This window comes from Streptomyces sp. NPDC015346 (assembly GCF_043078785.1).
Classification (GTDB): Bacteria; Actinomycetota; Actinomycetes; order Streptomycetales; family Streptomycetaceae; genus Streptomyces.
In genome coordinates, this window is sequence record NZ_JBIBTW010000004.1 from 546,032 (window position 1) to 565,145 (window position 19,114).

15 protein-coding genes are annotated in these 19,114 nt (G+C 72.4%); 8 read left to right on the top strand and 7 right to left on the bottom strand.

Annotation, left to right across the window (positions count from 1 at the left end; translation table 11 throughout):
• Positions 1 to 6: 6 nt before the first annotated feature.
• The gene (locus tag ACF06X_RS17645) at positions 7 to 807 is read left to right on the top strand and encodes a class I SAM-dependent methyltransferase (RefSeq protein ID WP_392288154.1); all 801 of its coding nucleotides are present in this window, start codon (positions 7 to 9) and stop codon (positions 805 to 807) included.
• Between the two features lie 25 nt (positions 808 to 832).
• Here the strand turns inward: ACF06X_RS17645 and ACF06X_RS17650 are convergent, their stop codons facing one another.
• Both ACF06X_RS17650 and ACF06X_RS17655 read right to left on the bottom strand, forming a co-directional pair.
• Positions 833 to 2,272: a hypothetical protein gene (locus tag ACF06X_RS17650; protein WP_392288155.1), complete on the bottom strand. Its 1,440-nt coding sequence runs from the start codon at positions 2,270 to 2,272 to the stop codon at positions 833 to 835.
• Positions 2,273 to 2,434: 162 nt separating this feature from the next.
• Complete coding sequence (locus tag ACF06X_RS17655) at positions 2,435 to 3,817, bottom strand: transcriptional regulator (protein ID WP_392288156.1); 1,383 nt, start codon at positions 3,815 to 3,817, stop codon at positions 2,435 to 2,437.
• A 279-nt stretch (positions 3,818 to 4,096) separates the two neighbouring features.
• Between ACF06X_RS17655 and ACF06X_RS17660 the strand changes: the two genes are divergently transcribed.
• The 5 genes from ACF06X_RS17660 (at position 4,097) to ACF06X_RS17680 (ending at position 9,147) form a co-directional block, all read left to right on the top strand.
• Positions 4,097 to 4,762, top strand: coding sequence for a bifunctional DNA primase/polymerase (locus ACF06X_RS17660; protein WP_392288157.1), 666 nt, complete (start codon positions 4,097 to 4,099; stop codon positions 4,760 to 4,762).
• Positions 4,763 to 4,832: 70 nt separating this feature from the next.
• Complete coding sequence (locus tag ACF06X_RS17665) at positions 4,833 to 5,678, top strand: ABC transporter ATP-binding protein (protein WP_392288158.1); 846 nt, start codon at positions 4,833 to 4,835, stop codon at positions 5,676 to 5,678.
• Entirely contained in the window at positions 5,675 to 7,339 is a 1,665-nt protein-coding gene (locus tag ACF06X_RS17670; protein ID WP_392288159.1) for a transporter, read from the top strand. Before ACF06X_RS17665 ends, ACF06X_RS17670 begins: the two co-directional genes overlap by 4 nt.
• Positions 7,340 to 7,454: 115 nt before the next feature.
• Complete coding sequence (locus ACF06X_RS17675; RefSeq protein ID WP_392288160.1) at positions 7,455 to 8,369, top strand: endonuclease/exonuclease/phosphatase family protein; 915 nt, start codon at positions 7,455 to 7,457, stop codon at positions 8,367 to 8,369.
• Positions 8,370 to 8,691: 322 nt separating this feature from the next.
• Positions 8,692 to 9,147 (top strand): subtilase-type protease inhibitor, encoded by a 456-nt coding sequence (locus tag ACF06X_RS17680; RefSeq protein WP_392288161.1) that lies wholly within the window; start codon positions 8,692 to 8,694, stop codon positions 9,145 to 9,147.
• A gap of 139 nt (positions 9,148 to 9,286) precedes the next feature.
• Here ACF06X_RS17680 and helR read toward each other — a convergent pair whose 3' ends face one another.
• Entirely contained in the window at positions 9,287 to 11,455 is a 2,169-nt protein-coding gene (gene helR, locus ACF06X_RS17685) for an RNA polymerase recycling motor ATPase HelR (RefSeq protein ID WP_392288162.1), read from the bottom strand.
• A gap of 245 nt (positions 11,456 to 11,700) precedes the next feature.
• Between helR and ACF06X_RS17690 the strand changes: the two genes are divergently transcribed.
• A complete protein-coding gene (locus tag ACF06X_RS17690; RefSeq protein ID WP_392288163.1) occupies positions 11,701 to 13,212 on the top strand; it encodes a serine/threonine-protein kinase in 1,512 nt (503 codons plus the stop codon).
• Between the two features lie 55 nt (positions 13,213 to 13,267).
• On the opposite strand, the gene ACF06X_RS17695 is transcribed toward ACF06X_RS17690, so the two are convergent.
• From ACF06X_RS17695 to ACF06X_RS17710, 4 genes are all read right to left on the bottom strand, one after another.
• A complete protein-coding gene (locus ACF06X_RS17695) occupies positions 13,268 to 14,491 on the bottom strand; it encodes an FG-GAP-like repeat-containing protein (RefSeq protein ID WP_392288164.1) in 1,224 nt (407 codons plus the stop codon).
• Positions 14,492 to 14,637: 146 nt separating this feature from the next.
• Entirely contained in the window at positions 14,638 to 15,849 is a 1,212-nt protein-coding gene (locus tag ACF06X_RS17700) for an FG-GAP-like repeat-containing protein (RefSeq protein ID WP_392288165.1), read from the bottom strand.
• Positions 15,850 to 15,967: 118 nt separating this feature from the next.
• Positions 15,968 to 16,888 carry an alpha/beta fold hydrolase gene (locus ACF06X_RS17705; RefSeq protein WP_392288166.1) on the bottom strand — a complete coding sequence of 307 codons (921 nt, stop codon included), beginning with the start codon at positions 16,886 to 16,888 and terminating at the stop codon, positions 15,968 to 15,970.
• Between the two features lie 593 nt (positions 16,889 to 17,481).
• On the bottom strand, positions 17,482 to 18,174 hold the full coding sequence (locus tag ACF06X_RS17710; RefSeq protein ID WP_392288167.1) for a metal-dependent transcriptional regulator: 693 nt from the start codon (positions 18,172 to 18,174) through the stop codon (positions 17,482 to 17,484).
• A gap of 150 nt (positions 18,175 to 18,324) precedes the next feature.
• Here ACF06X_RS17710 and ACF06X_RS17715 point away from each other — a divergent pair, with 150 nt between their 5' ends.
• Positions 18,325 to 19,092 (top strand): SIS domain-containing protein, encoded by a 768-nt coding sequence (locus ACF06X_RS17715; RefSeq protein ID WP_392288168.1) that lies wholly within the window; start codon positions 18,325 to 18,327, stop codon positions 19,090 to 19,092.
• Positions 19,093 to 19,114 lie beyond the last annotated feature (22 nt).

Genomic DNA, 19,114 nt, shown 5'->3' on the forward strand with positions numbered 1-19,114 from the left:
CGGCGTATGAGCCAGACTCCCGTCGACCCCGTCGCGCACAACCGCCTCGCCTGGGACCGCGAGGTGGAGGCGGGCAACGAGTGGTCACGCCCGGTCGGCCCCGAGGTGATCGCGAAGGCGCGGGCCGGCCAGTGGTCCATCGTCCTGATCGGGTACGAGCCGGTCGACCCGACCTGGTTCCCGCCGGAGATCGCCGGTCGCGACGTGCTCTGCCTCGCCTCCGGCGGCGGACAGCAGGGTCCGGTGCTGGCCGCGGCGGGCGCGCGGGTGACCGTCTTCGACAACTCGCCCCGCCAGCTGGCGCAGGACGAGATGGTCGCGGCGCGGGACGGGCTCGACCTACGCACCGTGCTCGGCGACGCGCGCGACCTGAGCCCGTTCCCGGACGCCTCGTTCGACCTTGTCGTCCACCCGGTCTCCAACCTGTTCATCCCGGAGCTGGGGCCGGTCTGGCGCGAGTGCCACCGCGTGCTGCGCCCCGGCGGGACGCTGCTGTCCGGCTTCCTCAACCCGGACGTCTACCTCTTCGACGCCGAGTCCTTGGAGGCGCGCGGCGAGCTGGTGGTGCGCCACCGCCTGCCCTACAGCGACCTCACCCACCTGGAGCCCGCCGAGCGGGAACGGCTGTGGGGCCTCGACGCGCCGGTGGAGTACAGCCACACGCTCACCGAGCAGATCGCCGGGCAGATCGCGGCGGGCTTCGCCATCACCGGCTTCGCCGAGGCACCGCACCACTCGGAGGCCACCGCCGGCTGGCTCTCCGGCTACTTCGCCACGAAAGCGGTCAAGGCCGGCGCCGGTCACTGACCTGAGGCCCTACGGCCCTACGCGGTCACAGCTGCGTGGGGGTCCGCTTCGGCAGGCCGTACTTCTCGGCGGTCGGGTTCCACAGCGCGGCCGCCTCCTTCTTGGCGGTCGTGGCCTCGCCGCTCTTCTTGTGCGCCTCGACCGCGTGGTTGGTGCTCCGGGCCTTGCCGCCCTTGCACGCCTTCTTGCCCTTCATCTGGTCGGCCCAGGCGGCGTAGTGGTCGTCGGCGGACGCCGAGGCCTGCCACGCCTTGGTGAGGGAGGCCGACAGCGCCGCGTTCCGCGGCAGCTTGTCGACCGTCAGGCCCTGCAGCCGGGTCACCAGACCGCGGCGCTGCTCGGCGGCGCCGCGCAGATCGGCGGCGGCCTGGTCGAGGTTCTTGCACTGCTTGATGGCCTCGACCGAACGGATCACCGCCTCACGGCTGTTGTTGCTGTCGGCGAGCAGCTTGTCGAGCGCCTGCGCCTGCGGTTCGGCGGGGTCCGCGGGCTTCTCGGTCGAGGTGTCGACGGGGGCGCTCGAACTGGCCGCCACGGTCTGGCCCGGGTCCTTGTCCTTGTCCTCGTCCTTGCCACTGAGCAGCGCCCCGGCGCCGAGGCCGACGATCGCGCAGCCGACGACGACGGCGGCGATCAGCACGGCGGGCGACTTGCGGCGCGGCGCGGGAGCGTCGTCGTACCCGTCCTGGTAGCCGTCCTGCGGATAGGCGTCCTGGAACGGCGACGGCTGCGGCGGAGGCGTGTGCGGGTGTGGAGTGTGGGGGGCGAACTGCTGCTGCGGGTAGCCCTGTTGCTGCGGCTGCCGGGGCGGCTGCGCCATGTGCGGCGGCTGCTGCATGTGCTGCGTCGCGTCGCTGCGGAAGAGGTTGTCGAACTCCGCGGGCGGCTGCCGCTCCCCGGGCATCTGCGGCGGTACGGGAGCGATGTACTGCGTCGCGTCGGAGGCGCCGGCGGGCTGCTGACCGGGTACGGGCTGCTGGGCCGAGGCGGCCTGCTGGTGCAGCGGCCCGGTGCCGAGGAACTGGGTGTCCGAACCGCCCTGCGGGGCGACGGGCGGGATGTGCTGGGTCGCCTGCATGTCGGCGGCGGCCGGAGGGTAGCCGTACCCGCCCTGCGGCGGGTACGCGCCGGGTATGGAGCCCGGCATCGGCCCGGGCAGCGGCCCGGGACCGGCGGCCTGCGGCGCGCTCTGCGGCGGGACGGGCGCGATGTACTGCGTCGCCTGCATGTCCGAGGCGCCGCCCGGCACGGTCTCGGGCGGCAGCGGCTGCGCCGGAGGCAGGGGCTGCGCACCCTGCCCCTGCGGCGCCCCGCTGGGGCCCCAGGCGCCGCCCCACGGCTGCCCTCCGGCCGGGCCTGCGGCCGGGCCGGTCTCCACGCCACCCTCGGCGGGCAGCACGACACCTTCGTGCGTGGGCCGCACCGCCGGATACTGCGGCTCCGGACCCTGTCCGCTTTGCGTCACCGGGACTCCTACTGATGGACCTACGGAATCGTCGGTTCACGCTACCGGGTGCGTCCGGCGCCGCGCACACACGTGTGAGACCGGTTACAGACCCACGACGAACCCGCCCGCCACCACCCTGCCGACACACCTCCTTCCGGGCCGGGGCGACTCCTCACTCCCTCACGCCGCGTGCAGCGCCAGGCGCGACCCGAACTCCTGGACCGCGGGCTCCCGTCCGTACGGCGCCAGCCGTTCCTTCAGGTCGTCCAGATACTCCGCCCCGCGCGAGGACCGCAGCGTCGCCAGGAGCTCCAGGGCCCGCGTGCCGGTGTGGCAGGCCTGCTCCACCTCCCGCCGCTGGACCTGCGCCGAGGCGAGCAGGACCAGGCCGATCGCCCGGCGCCGCGCGCGGGTGGGCGGATGACCGTCCAGGGACTCCTCGGCCGCCCGGGCCGCCTCCTCCGCCTGCCCGAGGTCGCGGTGGCAGTGAGCCAGTTCGTCCGCGAGATAGGCGTGGTCGAAGTGCGCGATCCACTCCGGGTCGTCGCCCGACTCCGGATCGGCCTGCTCAAGGGCCCTTACGGCACGGCCCGCGACCGCCGCGAAGGAGTGGGCATCCCCGAGCAGGGCGTGCCCCCGGGCCTCCGCCGCGTAGAACATCGCCTCGGCCCGCGGTGAGACCCGCCCGCGCGACCCCTCCTGCGCCGCCCGCGCCAACTGGGCGATCTCCCGGGGGTTTCCGAGCTGGGCGGCGAGATGACTCATCGAGGCCGCGAGCACATACCCGCCGTACCCCCGGTCGCCCGCCGCCTGCGCGAGGCGCAGGGCCTGGATGTAGTACCGCTGGGCGAGCCCCGGCTGTCCGGTGTCCACCGCCATGTATCCGGCCAGCTCCGTGAGCCGCGCCACCGCCGCGAACAGCTGTCGGCCGACCGCCTCGCGGTACGACCCCGAAAGCAGCCCGGCGACCACGCTGTTGAGGTAGTGCACCACCACCGGCCGGACGTGCCCGGAGCCGAACCTGCGGTCCAGGTCGACCAGCGCCTCGGTCATCGCCCGGACCGCCGCCACGTCCGAGCGGCCCACCCGCGCCCCGGCCGACCGGGCCACCTGCGCGTCCGCGCCCGTGATCAGCCAGTCCCGGCTCGGCTCGACGAGGGCGGAGGCCGCCACCGTCGAACCGGAGAGGAAGTCCCGGCGCCCCACGTCGCTGCGCCACAGCTCGCAGACCTGCTCGATCGCGCCGAGCACCGTCGGCGCGAACTGCAGCCCGACCCCGGCGGCCAGGTTCTTGCCGTTCGCCATGCCGATCTCGTCGATCGTGACCGTCCGGCCCAGCTTCCGGCCCAGCGCCTCGGCGATGATCCCCGGCGCCCGGCCGCGCGGCTGCTGCCCGCGCAGCCAGCGCGCGACCGACGTCTTGTCGTACCGCAGGTCGAGGCCGCGCTCCGCGCCGACCATGTTCACCCTGCGGGCGAGGCCGGCGTTGGAACACCCCGCCTCCTGGATGAGCGCCTGCAGTCTTTCGTTCGGCTGACGAGCGACGAGTGGTCTGGCCGCCATGAAGTACCCCCTGAGGCCGGTGTGCGGGCGAGAGAACTGATCACTGCCCGGTGGATATCCGGTCAATGCCGATGTGAACACGCGAAACCGGACGCTTCGACCACGGTCCGGTGGCCGATCCCCCACGTGTGGCTACCCCTCCGCCGCTCCCCGGCCGCACGCGCGCCCCCGTCCGTGCACCCATGCGCCCCGCCATGCAGGATCGATGCGCCACACCGCTCTTCACCCCGCCCGTAACCCCAGGTGACGGCGGGAGTTGAGTTCACCGTGGAAGAGACCATGGGAGTCACGGAAGCCGCACACATCCCCAAGCAGCGAGGAGAGCAGCTGCTTGACTGCGCCGTGCGGTATGCGGAAGAGCGGCACTGGGACGTGTTCCCCGGCACCTGGCTGGAGGCCGTGGAGGGCAGGGAACGCTGCTCCTGCGGGGTCGAGAGCTGTGCCACGCCCGGCGCGCACCCGGCCAGGCCCGACTGGTCGACCCAGGCGACGGGGAGCGCCGTCGGGGCGCGGCGCATGTGGTCGAAGCAGCCCAAGGCCTCGATCCTGCTGCCGACGGGCCGTACCTTCGACGCGATCGACGTGCCGGAGTCGGCCGGCTTCCTGGCGCTGGCCCGGATGGAGCGCATGGAGCTGACGCTCGGCCCGGTGACCTGCGCCCCGGACCGCCGGATGTTCTTCTTCGTCCTGCCCGGCGCCGCCACCAAGGTCCCCGACCTGGTCCGCAAGCTGGGCTGGGCCCCGGCCTCCATCGACCTGATCACGCGGGGCGAGGGCCACTACGTCGCGGCGCCGCCCACCCGGGTCGGCGGGCAGGGGGCCGTGCAGTGGGCGCGGCGGCCCACTCCGGCGAACCGCTGGCTGCCCGACGCGGAGGAGCTGATCAGTCCCCTCGCGTACGCCTGCGGCCGGGAGGCGGCGGCCGCGAGGTCCCGCAGGCCGTAGGCCACCCCCGACACGTGCCCCTTAGGGTGTGGCCGTACCGATACGGGGACCACCAAGGGGTTGACGGGACATGCCTGACCAGGCATTTGACGGAACGTACGACATGGCGGGCGACGCACCGGACGGCGGTGCGGTGCCCGCCGTCCGCGTCGAGGGGCTGTGGAAGCGCTTCGGGCAGCAGATCGCGGTGAACGGCATCGACCTCGTCCTTCCGGCGGGCAGGTTCATCGGGCTCGTCGGGCCCAACGGCGCCGGCAAGACCACCACCCTCTCCATGATCACCGGCCTGCTGCGGCCGGACCACGGGCGGGTCCTGGTCGCCGGGCACGACGTGTGGCGCGACCCCGAGTCGGTCGCCGAGGTCAAGGCCCGGATCGGGATCCTGCCGGAGGGACTGCGGCTCTTCGAGCGGCTCTCGGGCCGTGAACTCCTCGCGTACAGCGGGCGGCTGCGGGGGCTGCCCGGTGCCGAGGTCGACAAGCGCGCCGACCAGCTGCTCGACGTCCTGGACCTGGCGGGCGCGCAGAACAAGCTGGTCGTGGACTACTCGACCGGTATGCGCAAGAAGATCGGGCTCGCGGCGGCGCTCCTGCACAACCCCGAAGTCCTCTTCCTCGACGAGCCGTTCGAGGGTGTCGACCCGGTGTCGGCGCAGACCATCCGCGGTGTCCTGGAGCGCTACACCGGCTCGGGCGCGACCGTCGTCTTCTCCAGCCATGTGATGGAGCTGGTGGAGTCGCTGTGCGACTGGGTCGCGGTGATGGCCGCCGGCACGATCCGGGCGCAGGGCCCGCTCGCGTCCGTACGGGGCGACGCGCCGTCGCTGCAGGCCGCGTTCCTGGAACTGGTGGGCGCGGGCGGCCGCGAGGCCGCCGGGGACTCGCTGGACTGGCTGGGCGGAGGCGGCGCCCGATGACCACGGCCACCCCGGAGTCCCCGGCCCCTTCCGCGTCCCCGGCTTCCCCGGGGTCCCCCGCGTCCCCTTCCCTCACCGCCGTCTTCGTACGGCTCAAGCTGTCGCTGCTGCGCAACGGACTGCGGCAGTCGGCGGGCCGTACCGCCGTGTACGTCACCTCGATCGTCGTCACGGCCGTCTTCGCGGCGGCCATGCTGCTCGCCTTCGTGCTGATGCGGGGCAGCGCGGCCGCGGACTCGATCGCGGTGCTGCTGACGGCCGTGCTCGCGCTCTCGTGGGCGGTGATGCCGCTGTTCGTGCCGGGCGGGGACGAGACGCTCGACCCGTCCCGGCTCGTGATGCTGCCGCTGCGGCCCCGGCCCCTGGTGCGGGCGCTGCTCGTCGCCTCGCTGATCGGCATCGGGCCCCTGTTCACGGTCTGCATAGCGCTGGGCGCGGGTGGCCTCGCGCTGGCGCGGGGCGCGGCGGGTGTCGTCGCGGCGGTGGTGGCGGTGCCGCTGGTGGTCCTGGTGTGCGTGGCGCTTTCGCGGGCGGTCGCGGCGGCCAACGTACGGCTGCTGACCTCGCGCAAGGGCCGTGACCTGGCCGTCCTGAGCGGTCTGGTCATCGCGGTCGGCATCCAGCTGGTCAACTTCGGCGCCCAGCGGCTCAGCCGGGCCGGCGGCCTCTCCTCCCTCGAACCGGCGGCGGCGGTCGTCGGCTGGCTGCCGCCGGCCTCGGCGATCGCGGCGGTGGACTCGGCGAACGAGGGCGACTACGCGGTCGCGGCGGCGCGACTGCTGCTGACCGCGGCCGCCCTGGCGGCGCTCGTGTACTGGTGGCAGCGGAGCCTGGTGAAGCTGATGACGACGCCGGACGGCTCGACGATCGGCGCCGCCTCCGCGTCCGGTGCGCGCGACCGGAGCGGTACGGGTCTGCTGGCCCGGCTGCTGCCGGGCGGGCGTACGGGCACGGTGATGGAGCGCAGTCTGCGCTACGTGTGGCGTGACCCGAAGACGAAGGCCGCGTGGATCAGTTCGCTCGCGATCGGGGCGATCGTGCCGATCTTCAACGCCTTCCAGGGCACCGGCTCGGTCTACTTCGCGTGCTTCGCCTCGGGCATGCTCGGCATCCAGATGTACAACCAGTTCGGGCAGGACACCTCGGCGTTCTGGATGGTCGCGCAGACGATCTCGACCCCGGCGGACGCGTACGCGGAGCTGCGGGCGCGCGCCCTCGCCCTGCTGGTGATCACGCTGCCGTACACGGCCGTGGTGACGGCGGGGACGGCGGCGGTCCTCGGCGACTGGTCGTCGCTGCCGGACGCGTTGGGCGTGGCCTTCGCCCTGCTCGGCGCGATGCTGGCGACGGGAGCGGTGGCCTCGGCCTCCTTCCCGTACTCGATCCCGCAGGACAGCGCGTACAAGAACGTCGCTCCGGGGCAGGGCGGTCTGGCCTGGCTCTCGATCCTCGGCGGCATGCTCGCGGCGGCGCTGCTGTGCGCGCCGGTGATCGGGGCGACGGTCTACCTCCACCTCGCGGACGAGGAGTCCCTGCTGTGGCTCCTGCTGCCCGGCGGCACGCTCTACGGCGTGCTGCTCGCGTGGGCGGGCCTGAAGCTGGCGGCGCCACGGACGGCGGGCCGGCTGCCGGAGATCCTGACGGCGGTCAGCAAGGGCTGAGCGGGGAGGCGGGGGGCGGGGGCGGTGTGCCGCAGGCCGGTGCACCGCCCCCTGGACGACACTGTGACGGCCAATCGTGCGCCGTACCGGCGCGTCTGACGCACAGGAAGACCCGGTGAACGTGTCCAAGCCTTCCGTATCCTCCCCGCGCAGAGCCGTCCGGCGGGTGGCGGCGATCGCCGCCGCCGTCCTGCTGATGACCTTTGGAGTGTCCTCGGCCGCCCGGGCCGACATCGTCTCGCCGTCGACCGCGCCCTCCGTGCGGATGCTGACCTACAACGCCTGCGGCGCCTCCTGCGCGCACACCGGTGTCACACCGGACGACTGGGCCACGACGATCGAGACCGCCATGGACCACTGGTCCACGGACTCCCTCATGCTCACCGAGGTCTGTTACGGGCAGTTCGCCGCCCTGCGCGACCGGCTGACCGGCTACGCGCCCGCGTGGTACGCCAGGAACACCGCGCCCGAGGGGTGCGACAAGTGGGGCGCGGACGTACGCATCGGGATGGCGGTCTTCGTCAGGACCGACTCCGTGGTGCGCCTTCGGGCGGCGCTGCCGGCCAACCCGGAGGACGGCAACCCGCGAGGCCTGCTCTGCGCCAAGGGCGCGGTCGAGGGGCGCCCGACGCTCTCCTGCGTGACCCACCTGTCGCACAAGGGCGACGCCGGCCGTCTGGCGCAGGCCAAGGCGGTCCGCGCGCAGGTCGACGCGTGGGCGGGGACCCTGCCGGTGATCCTGGCGGGCGACTTCAACGCGGCCCCGGTGAGCCCCGAGACGAGCGAGTTCTACGGGTTCCAGGGCGGGACGGGCCGCTACGGCGAGGTCGACGAGACCGACCGGGACTACTTCACCCCCGGCTGCACCGGCACGTACTGCCGCTCCGGAGAGACGACGCACCCCAACGGGAAGCTGGACTACATCTTCGTCTCGGCGGACCACTTCAAGCTCGTGCAGGGCGACGCCATGGGCAAGACGCCGAACATGTCGGACCACAACCTCCTGCGGGGCGCGGCCGCCTGGGAGTAGCCGGGCGGCCGGGCGGCCGGTCCGAACCGTGGCCTTCCGGTCGACCGGGCGGTGCGACAAATGTTCCAGGGGTGAACCAATTTTCGGAAGTCGCAGGTCAGATGGTCGTTCGAGCTTGTACCACTGAGGAGTTCCTCGCCGCCGGGGAAGCTGGGGCGGCGGGGCACACCCCTCCTCAACTGCCCGAACGACCAGTCGGTCGGGGTCGCGGGAGCGATACGGAACGGGAGCGGCCGGAAAACAGCGGCGGATGTGCGATCACGCTCAGCTCCGACAAGACTCCCTTCCGCAATCGCACCCGCATCCGAAAAGGAGTTATTTCGTGCGTTACCTCCGCAGCACACGTGCCGCCACCGCCGTCGCCACCGCGACCGGCCTCGCGTTCGTCGGTACCGCCCTCACGGGCAGCGCGTACGCCGAGCCCGCCGCCCAGCCGGCCTCCCTCTACCCACCGTCGGCGATCGTGCTGACGGTCGGCCAGGGGGAGTCCGCCGCGACCGCCACGGTCCAGCGCGCGGTGACCCTGGAGTGCGCGCCGCTGCCGGGAGGCAGCCACCCGTCGCCCGCCGAGGCCTGCGCCGAACTGGCCGCCGCCGACGGCGACCTGGCCCGGCTCGCCGCCTTACCGGCCGACCGCCCCTGCACGCGCGAGTGGGACCCGGTCACGGTCACCGGTGACGGCGTGTGGGAGGGCCGGCGGATCAGCTGGTCGGCCACGTACGGCAACCCGTGCGAGATGCGGTCGAAGGTCGCCGAGAGCACCGTCCTCTCCTTCTGACCCCGGCCACCCCTTCTGGCTCCGGCCACCGAGAACTCCGAGGCCGTCCCCTCGGAAGCGGCGCGGGCCCCCGCCCTCGGGTGGGGGCCCGCGCGTCTGCCCGCGACCTGGGCGGCACTCGGCGCCCAGGGGGACACCCCTAGGTGAGGACGACGAGCTGCCGGGTCGCCCTCGTCATGGCGACATAGCGGTCGACCGCTCCTTCGACGCCCTCGCCGAACGACTCCGGGTCGACGAGGACGACCAGGTCGAACTCGAGCCCCTTCGACAGCTCCGGTGTCAGCGAACGCACGCGGGGCCTCTCCCGGAACGTGCCCTCTCCGATGTCACCCGTGCCGATGACGCAGAGGGTCCCGTCCTCGTGCGCGTCAAGCCAGGCCTCCAGGACCGAGTCCAGCTCCTCGACCGCCCCGTGGACGACGGGGATGCCGCTCGCGCGGATGGAGGTCGGCACGTTGGCGTCCGGCAGCACCGCGCGGATGACCGGCTCGGCCTCCGCCATGACCTCCTCCGGGGTGCGGTAGTTGACGCTCAGCGAGGTCACGTCGATACGGTCGAACCCGACCCGCTCCAGCCGTTCCCGCCACGACTCCGTGAACCCGTGCCGGGCCTGCGCGCGGTCGCCGACGATGGTGAAGCTGCGGGACGGGCAGCGGAGCAGCAGCATCTGCCACTCCGCGTCGGTGAGTTCCTGCGCCTCGTCCACGACGATGTGCGCGAACGGGCCGGCCAGCGGCTCCGGATCGGCGGCGGGCAGCACGGTCTCGTCGACCAGGCTCTCCCGCAGGTCCTGCCCGCGCAGCATCGTCACCGCGCCCTCGCCGTCGTCGTCGGCCGCGAGCACGTTGTCGATGACCCCGGCCATGCGCTCACGCTCGGCGGCCAGAGACGCCTCCTGCCGACGCCTGCGCCGTGACGCCTCCGGGTCGCCGAGCCGCTGCCGGGCCGCGTCCAGGAGCGGCAGGTCGGACACCGTCCAGGCCTGGGCGTCCGCGCGCCGCAGCCGGCGCACCTCGTCGGGGCTCAGCCAGGGAGCGCACATCCGCAGGTAGGCGGGTACGGACCACAAGTCACCGACCAGGTCGGCCGCCTCAAGCAGCGGCCAGGCGCGGCCCAGGGTCCCGACCAGCTCCTCGTCGTGCAGCAGCGCCTTGCGGAACAGGTCGGGCGAGACCTCGCCCTCGTGCTTGTCCATCAGGATCGTGACCAGCTCCTCCCAGATCTGGTCCCGCGCCTCGTTGTGCGGAGTGCCGGGCTCCACCGCCTCGAACGCCTCGGCCCAGTCGTCGGCGCTCAGCCAGACCTCGGACCACGGGGTCGTGACCGCCATCCCCTCGGTGGGTGGCGTCTCGTAGAACCTGACGGCCTTCTCGATCGCCTTCACCATGTCGGCGGACGACTTCAGGCGCGCCACCTCCGGATCGCTCTCGCTCCCCGCCGCCGCACCCTCCGGGACGAGGTCCCGCACGGTGCAGGTCCGCACGCCCTCCTCGCCGAGGCTGGGCAGGACATCGGCGACGTAGGCGAGGTACGGCTGGTGCGGACCGACGAAGAGCACGCCGCCGCGACGGTGGCCGAGGCGCGGGTCGGAGTAGAGGAGGTACGCGGAACGGTGCAGCGCCACGACCGTCTTTCCCGTACCGGGGCCGCCGTCGACGACGAGAGCGCCACGGGACCCCGCCCGGATGATGGCGTCCTGGTCGGCCTGGATGGTGGCGAGCACGTCCCGCATGCGGGGCGAACGCTCGCTGCCCAGGCTCGCGATGAACGCGGACTGGTCGTCGAGCGCCGCGTGCCCTTCGAGCCCGTCGGCGGTGAACACCTCGTCCCAGTAGTCGCTGATCCGCCCCCGGGTCCAGCGGTACCGGCGGCGGCTCGCCAGACCCATCGGGTTGGCGTGGGTCGCCGCGAAGAACGGCTCGGCGGCGGGGGAACGCCAGTCGAGCAGCAGCCGGCGCCCCTCGCTGTCGGTGAGCCCGAGCCGCCCGATGTAGACCGGCTCGGGGTCGTCGGCGCCGACCACGCGCCCGAGACACAGGTCAAGGCCGAAGCGGCGCAGGGCCCGCAGCCGAGCGGTCAGCCGATGGACCTCCATGTCCCGCTCCATCGCCTCCCGGCCGACGCCACCGGGCGCCTTGCGCACGGCGTCGAGCCGGTCGGACAGTTCGGCGATCGCCTGGTCGAGGCTCTCGGCGATGGCGGCGAAGTGCTGCTCGTCGCCGGCGATCAGCTTCGCGTCGGCCTTGGCCGCGAGACGCCCGGGAAGGTCGAACACACTGGTCGTCACACGCACGTCTTGAATCCCCATTTCCGCAGGTCCTGGCCTGAGGCGAGTGATTCTGAGGCATGACGGGGGCCTTGCCGCAAGGCCCCCTGTGCGCTATACGTTAAGAGTGGCAAGGAGTGGGTACGCCTCCTTGGCCTCGTCTTGTACGCCTCTCGCATCGATCCTCTTCCGATGCTCTTCGCATCGATTTCGCTCCCATCGATCCTCCGCTTCGAGGGTCGGCCATACTGACCCGTGGTATTCCAACGGGGGCGTGGGGGGACGGCGTGGACCTGCCGGAGCGTATCGGCGATTACACCGTGGAGCGTGAGCTGGGCGCGGGCGGCATGGGGACGGTGTATCTGGCCCGTTCCCGGGGTGGACGCACCGTGGCCGTCAAGGTGGCCCGCCCCGAGCTGGCCGCGGATCCGCATTTCCGGGCCCGGTTCCGCGCGGAGGTCGAAGCCGCCCGCAGGGTCGGCGGGTTCCACACCGCGCAGGTCGTCGACGCCGACCCGGACGCGGCGGCGCCCTGGCTGGCGACCGCCTACATCGCGGGGCCGACGCTGTCGGGGCTGCTCGCCGCAGAAGGTCCGATGGACGAGGCCCGACTGCGGCTGCTCGGCGCGGCGTTGGCGGAGGCACTGCAGGCCATCCACTCCTGCGGCCTCATTCACCGCGACCTCAAGCCGGGCAACATCATCATGGCCGACGACGGCCCCCGGGTCCTCGACTTCGGTATCGCCCGGGCCCTGGAGTCGACCCGGCTGACCTCCACCGGAGCGGCCTTCGGCACGCCTGGTTTCCTGGCCCCCGAGCAGGCTCAGGGTCTCGAAGTCGGCGCCGCGGCCGATGTGTTCGCGCTGGGCGCGGTGCTGGTCGCGGCGGCCGGCGGTGACGCGTTCGGCGAGGGCACCCCGGTGATGCTGATGTACCGGGCCGTGCACGAGCCGCCGGACCTGTCGGCCGTGCCTGAGGGCCTGCGTCCGGTGGTCGCCGCCTGTCTGGCCAAGGACCCGGCACAACGGCCTACGCCGAAGGGGCTGTTGGACCTGTTCGCGCCGGACACCGCCGTCCAGACGCCGACGCCCGATGCGGCCGGGTACACGCCGACCATGCCGGCTCCCCCGGCCGTGTCCGCCGCGCCGACGCAGACCGCCAGGCGGGCAGCCGCGGCGAGTGCCGCACCGACTGTCGGGCCGACTGCCACGCCGGCTGCCGCACCGGCGGGGAAGCGCAGGGGACGGCTCGCTGCCGCTGTGGCCGGGGCCCTGGTCGTGCTCGGAGGCGCGGGCTACGGCATCTACGTTTCCAGCTTTCCCAAGGCCACGTACGAGCTCACCACACCCGACACGTTGGCGGCGGGCGCCTACCGGCGCGACCCCGAGGGCACCAACTTCACGGACCCGCAGCCGGACAGGTGGGGTCAGAGGGACGAGTTGCACCACTCCGCCACGTACGTCGGCACCGGTGAGGCGCCCGAGTTCCAGAAGGTGGAGGTATACGGCTCATCCGGTCGGTACCTGTTCCCCGAGCTCGAGCGAGACGCCCTGATCGATGCCATGACCGTATCGGGCAACGAGAACGTCAGCGAGCCGGCCCGAACGATCAGCGTCACCGGCTCGGACGTCGGGTTCCGCTGCACGACGGTGGACCAACGGACCGTGTGCGCCTGGGGCGACGACAACACCACCGTCGCGATCGGGTTCACCCCGGCAGCCGACTCACTCGAACTGGCGGCGGCGGAGACCCGCAAGATACGCGACGACATCCGCACCCCGATCGCCCAGCAGCCCTGACGCGTAAGGGCCTCCACCCCCGGGGGGTAGAGGCCCTCGACGCGCTACCGCTGGATCAGAAGGCGCCGTTCAGGTCCCACCAGTCCACGGCGTACACCCCACCCGGCTGCACGCCGCCGGTTCCGGTGCCGGCGTACTTGACCAGGCAGCCGTCCGCCCCGCACTCGTCGCTGGAGTAGTTGACGTTGCTGATGGCGGCGATGTCGTTGCGGCCGTCGCCGGTGAAGTCACCGATACCGAGGATCGTCTCCATGGCGTTCCAGCCGCCGGAGCCGATCATGACGCGGGCCCCGAAGGCGCTGACCTTGCCCGGGTAGAACCAGAGCTTGCCGGTGGAGGCCTCGCGGGCGACCAGGTCGTTACGGCCGTCGCCGTTCATGTCACCCGCGCCGATCAGGGCGTTCATGCCGTTCCAGCCGCCGCTGCCCAGGAGCACACGGGGACCGAGGGTGCCCGCGCTGGTGCCGGGGTAGAGCCACAGCTTGCCGGTGGACTTCTCCACGGCGATGAAGTCCGAGCGGCTGTCGCCGTTCAGGTCGCCGAAGCCGATCATCCGGCTCATGGCGTTCCAGCCGCCGGTGCCGATCAGCTTGCGACTGCCGAGCGTGCCGGTTCCGGTGCCGGGGTACAGCCACAGCTTTCCGGTGGCCGTCTCGCGGGCGATCACGTCCTCTCGGCCGTCACCGCTGTAGTCGCCGTGCCGGATGAGGGCGTTGAAGGCGTTCCAGCCGCCCGTGCCGACGAGCTTCCCCGAGTTGTCACCGGGCAGGAACCACAGGCGCCCCGCCTTGTCCCGGACCATGACGTCCGCACGCTTGTCGGCGTTCATGTCACCGAAGCCCGCCGCCTTCGGCGACGGCTCGGAGTACCACTCCGGGTACGGCGGCAGGACGCAGTCCCGCTCGGCGGTGACGAACTTGACGGAGCTGACGGTGTCGCTTCCGGGGCCGCCCCACTCGGTGCCCGCGGGGTCGGGCTCCATCACACCGGCGCCGTTGCCGCCCTCGCCGTAGTTCGGCTCGTCGTAGAGGCAGACGAACTTGGACGAGCGGTTGGAGACCGAGCGGAACGTGTTGTCCCAGGTGCCCAGCGTCGCCGCGTTCACGTTCGTCTTGTACATCGTGCCGCTGGCGTCGTCGGTCTTCCAGGCACAGAAGTAACCCGACGGGCAGTCGCTGGCCGCGGCCTGCGCCGGCGCGCCCGCGCCGAGCAGAGCGAGCGAGGTGAGCCCCAGCGTCGTGGCCGCCGCGGCCACGCGCCGCAGCAGAGTTGCGCGCATTCATTCCCTCCCAGAGACGGCGCGGAGAGGTCCTCGACGCGCCGCGGAGGCACCGTACCGTGCCGCTCTGACACTCCCCCGCGCGGGGGCCGTCTCGCGCAGAGGCCCCCGCCCTTCACAGGGTGGGGGCCTCTGCACGCGGTGGTTCAGAAGGCGCCGTTCAGGCCCCACCACTCGCCGTCGGAGCGCGTGCCCGACGCCAGCGCGCCGTTACCGCGACCGGCGTACGTGACGAGCCAGCCCAAGTGTCCGGGGCTTCCGTCGATGGTGTAACGGTCATTGGTGACGGTGGCCAGGTCAGCACGGCCGTCGCCGGTGAAGTCACCGACGGCGATGAAGGAGTCCATGGCGTTCCAGCCGCCGGATCCGATCAGGACGCGGCCCCCGAAGTATCCGGCCCTGCCGGGGTAGAGCCACAGCTTTCCGGTGGACGCCTCGCGGGCGACCAGGTCGGCTCGGCCGTCGCTGTTCATGTCCCCCGCCGGAACGAGGGCGTTCATGCCGTTCCAGCCGCTGCCCAGGAGCTTGCGGGCGCCGAGGCCACCCGTACTGGTGCCGGGGTAGAGCCAGAGCTTCCCGGTGGACTTCTCGACCGTGAGGAGATCCGCTCGGGCGTCTCCGGTCAGGTCTCCGAAGGCGGTGATCCGGTTCATGGCGTTCCAGCCGCCGCTGCCGAGCAGCTTGCGCGCGCCGACGGCGCCCGAGCCCGTGCCGGGGTAGAGCCACAGCTTTCCGGTGGACGCCTCGCGGGCGAGCAGGTCCTCCCGGCCGTCACGGCTCAGGTCGCCGTGCCGGGTGAAGGCGTTCATGCCGTTCCAGCCACCGCTCCCGACCATGCGGCCCGTGCCGTCGCCGGGGAGGAACCAGAGGCGGCCAACCTTGTCCCGGACCAGGACGTCGGCCTTCCGGTCGGCGTTCATGTCACCGAAGCCCGCCGCCTTGGGCGCGGTCTCCGCGTACCACCGGGGGTAGGCCGGGTGGCCGCACTCCCGCTCGGTGCGGACGAACTTCAGCGAGCTGATCGACGCCGTGGGACCGGCGGACCACTCGCCCGGGCTGTCGGGTTCCGCCCTCGCGTAGCCGTTCCCGAGGCCGTAATTCGCGTCCTCGTAGAGGCAGGCGTACATCGACGTGCGGTTGGTGTACGAGCGGAACTTGTTGTCCCACGTGCCCAGCGTCGCCCTGCTGGTGTTGGTCTTGTACATCTCCCCCGTGGCGCTCTCGCTCTTCCAGGCGCAGAAGTAGCCCGTCGGGCAGTCGCCGGCCGCGGCCTGGGCGGGCGTCGCGGCCGCGCCGAGAACGCCGAGAGAGGCGAGGCTCACTACCGTGGCCAGACCTCTCAGAAAAGTGGTGCGCAATACGTTCCCCTCCCTGACCCGGCGCGTGCGGACGTTCTGAACGCTCCACGCGCCGCCATATGTACAGGCGTACGGTAGCCGTCGCTCCGCCCGCGACTTCGGTCAGGGCCTCAGGACGTCAGGACGTGAGGACGCCGGTCAGGAAGGGGTCGATCGCGGCGCGCCAGGAGTCCGCGTGGGCGCGTTCGTAGTGGAGGAGGTGGCCGGCGTCCGGGATCTCGGCGTAGGCCCCGTGGGGGAGGACGCGGACCATTTCCTGGGCCTCCGCGCGGCCCAGTTCGCCGTCCAGGCCGCGGACGACGAGGGTGGGGCAGCGGACCTGGGCGAGGGAGTCCCAGTGGGCGTCGTGGACCCAGGTGGCGCGGGAGGTCAGCATCTGGGCGGGATCGAAGACCGGGTACCAGCCGTCGGGGCCCTCGGTCATCACCTCGGCGAAGAACTCGCCGCGGGCCGGGTTCGGCCGCTCGAGCCAGGGGTCGTCCTCGGCGAACCACTTCCGTACGTCCGCGAGCGAGGCGAAGGGCACGGGCCAGCGGCGGAACCAGTCCTGCCACTCGCGCTGCGAGGCCGCCCCGAGCGCCGAGGCCCGCATGTCGCAGATGACCAGGGCTCGCACCAGGTCCGCCCGCTCGGCGGCGAGCTGCCAGGCGGTCAGTGCGCCCATGGAGTGGCCGATGAGGGTGACCGGCCCGAGGCCGAGCTGCTCGATCGCCGCGGCGGCGTCGGCGACGTACGCCTCGCGGGTGAAGGGTCCCGCGGCGGGCTTGTCGCTGCCGCCGTGACCCCGCTGGTCGAGCGCGACCGTCCGGTGGCGTGCGGCGAGCCAGCGGGCGGTGGGGGCCCAGTGGGAGGCGCGCCCCATGAGGCCGTGGAGCAGTAACACCGCGGAGCTCCCGGCCCGCGCCTGGGGATCGCGATCCCCTCCCCGGCGGGCCGGCACGCGGGCCTTTCCCTGCCCCTGCCTCTGCCCCTGCTCCGTGAACTCCCAGGCAGCCAGGCGTACGCCGTCGGCTCCGGTCACGTCGAGACGTCGGACCATTTCCCTGGCACCCCCTCTTCCCATCGAGCGTGTCGAGCGTGTCGAGCTGCGCCAGACTATCGAACCTGTATTCGAAAATGCGGTTCTGCCGCGTAACACCCCTCGTTCGAGTGACAGCGCTCAAGGATTGACGCGCGCCGCCGAGGGGAGATCTTCAGCGGGAGGCGGACCGCTCGGGGAAAAACGGTCCGAGGGAATGACCCTGGGAGCTCGGGGCTCCGGGTCAGCACAGGGGAGGACAGGCCCCGGCGCCCATGGGCGCCGGGGCCCTCTGCCTGAAGACGCACCACCCCGGACGCCTGCATCGCACACCCTCCCCGGCCGTACGGCTGAACCAAGACTGGCACGCCGAGGGGTGGCAGCGTGGTGATTCCGCCGTAAATCGGGCCGCGGAGTGCGACGGCGCACTACCACGGCACGGAAGGGACGGCACGGAAGGGGCGGCACGGAAGGGGCGGGCACGGGGCGGCACTGAGCGGCACGGAAGGGCGGCGGTTCCGCTGTCGGGGGCCGAAGGGCCTGACGGCCCCGCCCGGAACACCGCCCTGGAGCCCGGCCCGGCGCCCGGTCCGGCGCTCGGTCCGGCGCTCCGTCTAGCGCTTCGCGACGAAGACGTGCGCCGCGACGTCGGCGTCCAGCTCGGCCGCCTCGCCGCTGCTGCCGACGAGGATGCCGCCCGCCGACTCCGTCACGCTCACCACGGAACCGGGCTGCACGCCCGCCCGCCGCAGTGTGTACATCAGCTGGGCATCCGTCTGGATCGGCTCACCGATCCGGCGGACGATCACCGTCTTGCCCTCCTGGCCGGGGTCCAGCTCGGCCAGCGACACCATGCTGTCGTCCAGGAACGCCTCGGCCTCGGCCTTCTCGCCCAGCTCCTCCAGACCCGGGATCGGATTGCCGTACGGCGACTCCGTCGGGTGCCGCAGCAGCTCGAGAACGCGCCGCTCCACGGCCTCGCTCATCACGTGCTCCCAGCGGCAGGCCTCCGCGTGGACCTGCTCCCACTCCAGGCCGATCACGTCGACGAGCAGACACTCGGCGAGCCGGTGCTTGCGCATCACGCGCGTGGCGAGACGGCGGCCCTCCTCCGTCAGCTCGAGATGACGGTCGCCCGCCACGGTCACCAGGCCGTCACGCTCCATCCGGGCCACCGTCTGGCTCACCGTGGGGCCGCTCTGGTCGAGCCTCTCCGCGATCCGGGCGCGCATGGGGACCACGCCTTCCTCTTCGAGCTCGAGGATGGTGCGGAGATACATCTCCGTGGTGTCGATCAGTCCGGACATACGTGCCCCTCGATGAGTCGTGCGCTGGCCCTGCACCAATTCTGACGCATCCCACCGACAACCGTGCCGCGCCCGGACAGGGCGGTATTGACAGAGCAATGGTCCAGACCGCACCGTGATCCGCGACACCAGCGAGAAGGAGCTTCGGGAATGGGCGACAGCGCGCGCGAGTCCAAGCTGGCCGGGCAGTTCTTCGACGCCGCCATCGGCCTGCTGCGGCGGGTCCGCGACGAGGACGCCGAGGAGATCGCCGCCGCCGGCACCGCGATCGCCGAAGCCGTCGCCGCCGGCGGCCGCCTCTTCGCCTTCGGCGCCGGACACTCCTCGCTGGCCGCCCAGGACGTCGTCTACCGGGCGGGCGGACTCGCCCTGATGAACCTGCTCGCGGTGCCCGGCGTCGTCGGCGTCGACGTCATGCCCGCCACACTCGGCTCCGCCCTGGAACGGGTGGACGGCCTCGCGGGCGCGGTCCTCGACTCCTCGCCCGCCAAGGCCGGAGACGTACTGATCATCGTCTCGCTCTCCGGCCGCAACGCCCTGCCCGTGGAGATGGCGATGAACGCGCGGGCGCTCGGCCTCACCGTGATCGGCGTGACGTCGGTGGCGTACGCGACGGAGACGAAGCCCCGGCACGTCTCGGGGACCTTCCTGAAGGACCACTGCGACATCGTCCTCGACTCCAAGATCGCCGTCGGGGACGCGGAACTCACCCACGAGGGGATCGAGGCGCCGTTCGCCCCGGCCTCCACGGTCGTCACCAGCGCCCTGATGCAGGCCGTGATGGCCGCGGCGGCCGAGGAGATGGTCCGCCTCGGCATCGAGCCGCCGCTGCTGCGCTCCGGCAACGTGGACGGCGGCCACGAGTGGAACGGGCGTGTGATGAACGAGTACCGCGACCGGATCTTCTTCCGCCACTAGAAACACCGCTGGAAACACCGCG

Excerpts from the sequence above, each read along its gene's own strand:
- ACF06X_RS17645 (WP_392288154.1), top strand. The coding sequence starts at position 7 with ATGAGCCAGACTCCCGTCGACCCCGTCGCGCACAACCGCCTCGCCTGG.
- ACF06X_RS17655 (WP_392288156.1), bottom strand. The coding sequence starts at position 3,817 with ATGGCGGCCAGACCACTCGTCGCTCGTCAGCCGAACGAAAGACTGCAG.
- ACF06X_RS17660 (WP_392288157.1), top strand. The coding sequence starts at position 4,097 with ATGGGAGTCACGGAAGCCGCACACATCCCCAAGCAGCGAGGAGAGCAG.
- ACF06X_RS17665 (WP_392288158.1), top strand. The coding sequence starts at position 4,833 with ATGCCTGACCAGGCATTTGACGGAACGTACGACATGGCGGGCGACGCA.
- ACF06X_RS17670 (WP_392288159.1), top strand. The coding sequence starts at position 5,675 with ATGACCACGGCCACCCCGGAGTCCCCGGCCCCTTCCGCGTCCCCGGCT.
- helR (WP_392288162.1), bottom strand. The coding sequence starts at position 11,455 with ATGGGGATTCAAGACGTGCGTGTGACGACCAGTGTGTTCGACCTTCCC.
- ACF06X_RS17695 (WP_392288164.1), bottom strand. The coding sequence starts at position 14,491 with ATGCGCGCAACTCTGCTGCGGCGCGTGGCCGCGGCGGCCACGACGCTG.
- ACF06X_RS17705 (WP_392288166.1), bottom strand. The coding sequence starts at position 16,888 with ATGGTCCGACGTCTCGACGTGACCGGAGCCGACGGCGTACGCCTGGCT.
- ACF06X_RS17710 (WP_392288167.1), bottom strand. The coding sequence starts at position 18,174 with ATGTCCGGACTGATCGACACCACGGAGATGTATCTCCGCACCATCCTC.
- ACF06X_RS17715 (WP_392288168.1), top strand. The coding sequence starts at position 18,325 with ATGGGCGACAGCGCGCGCGAGTCCAAGCTGGCCGGGCAGTTCTTCGAC.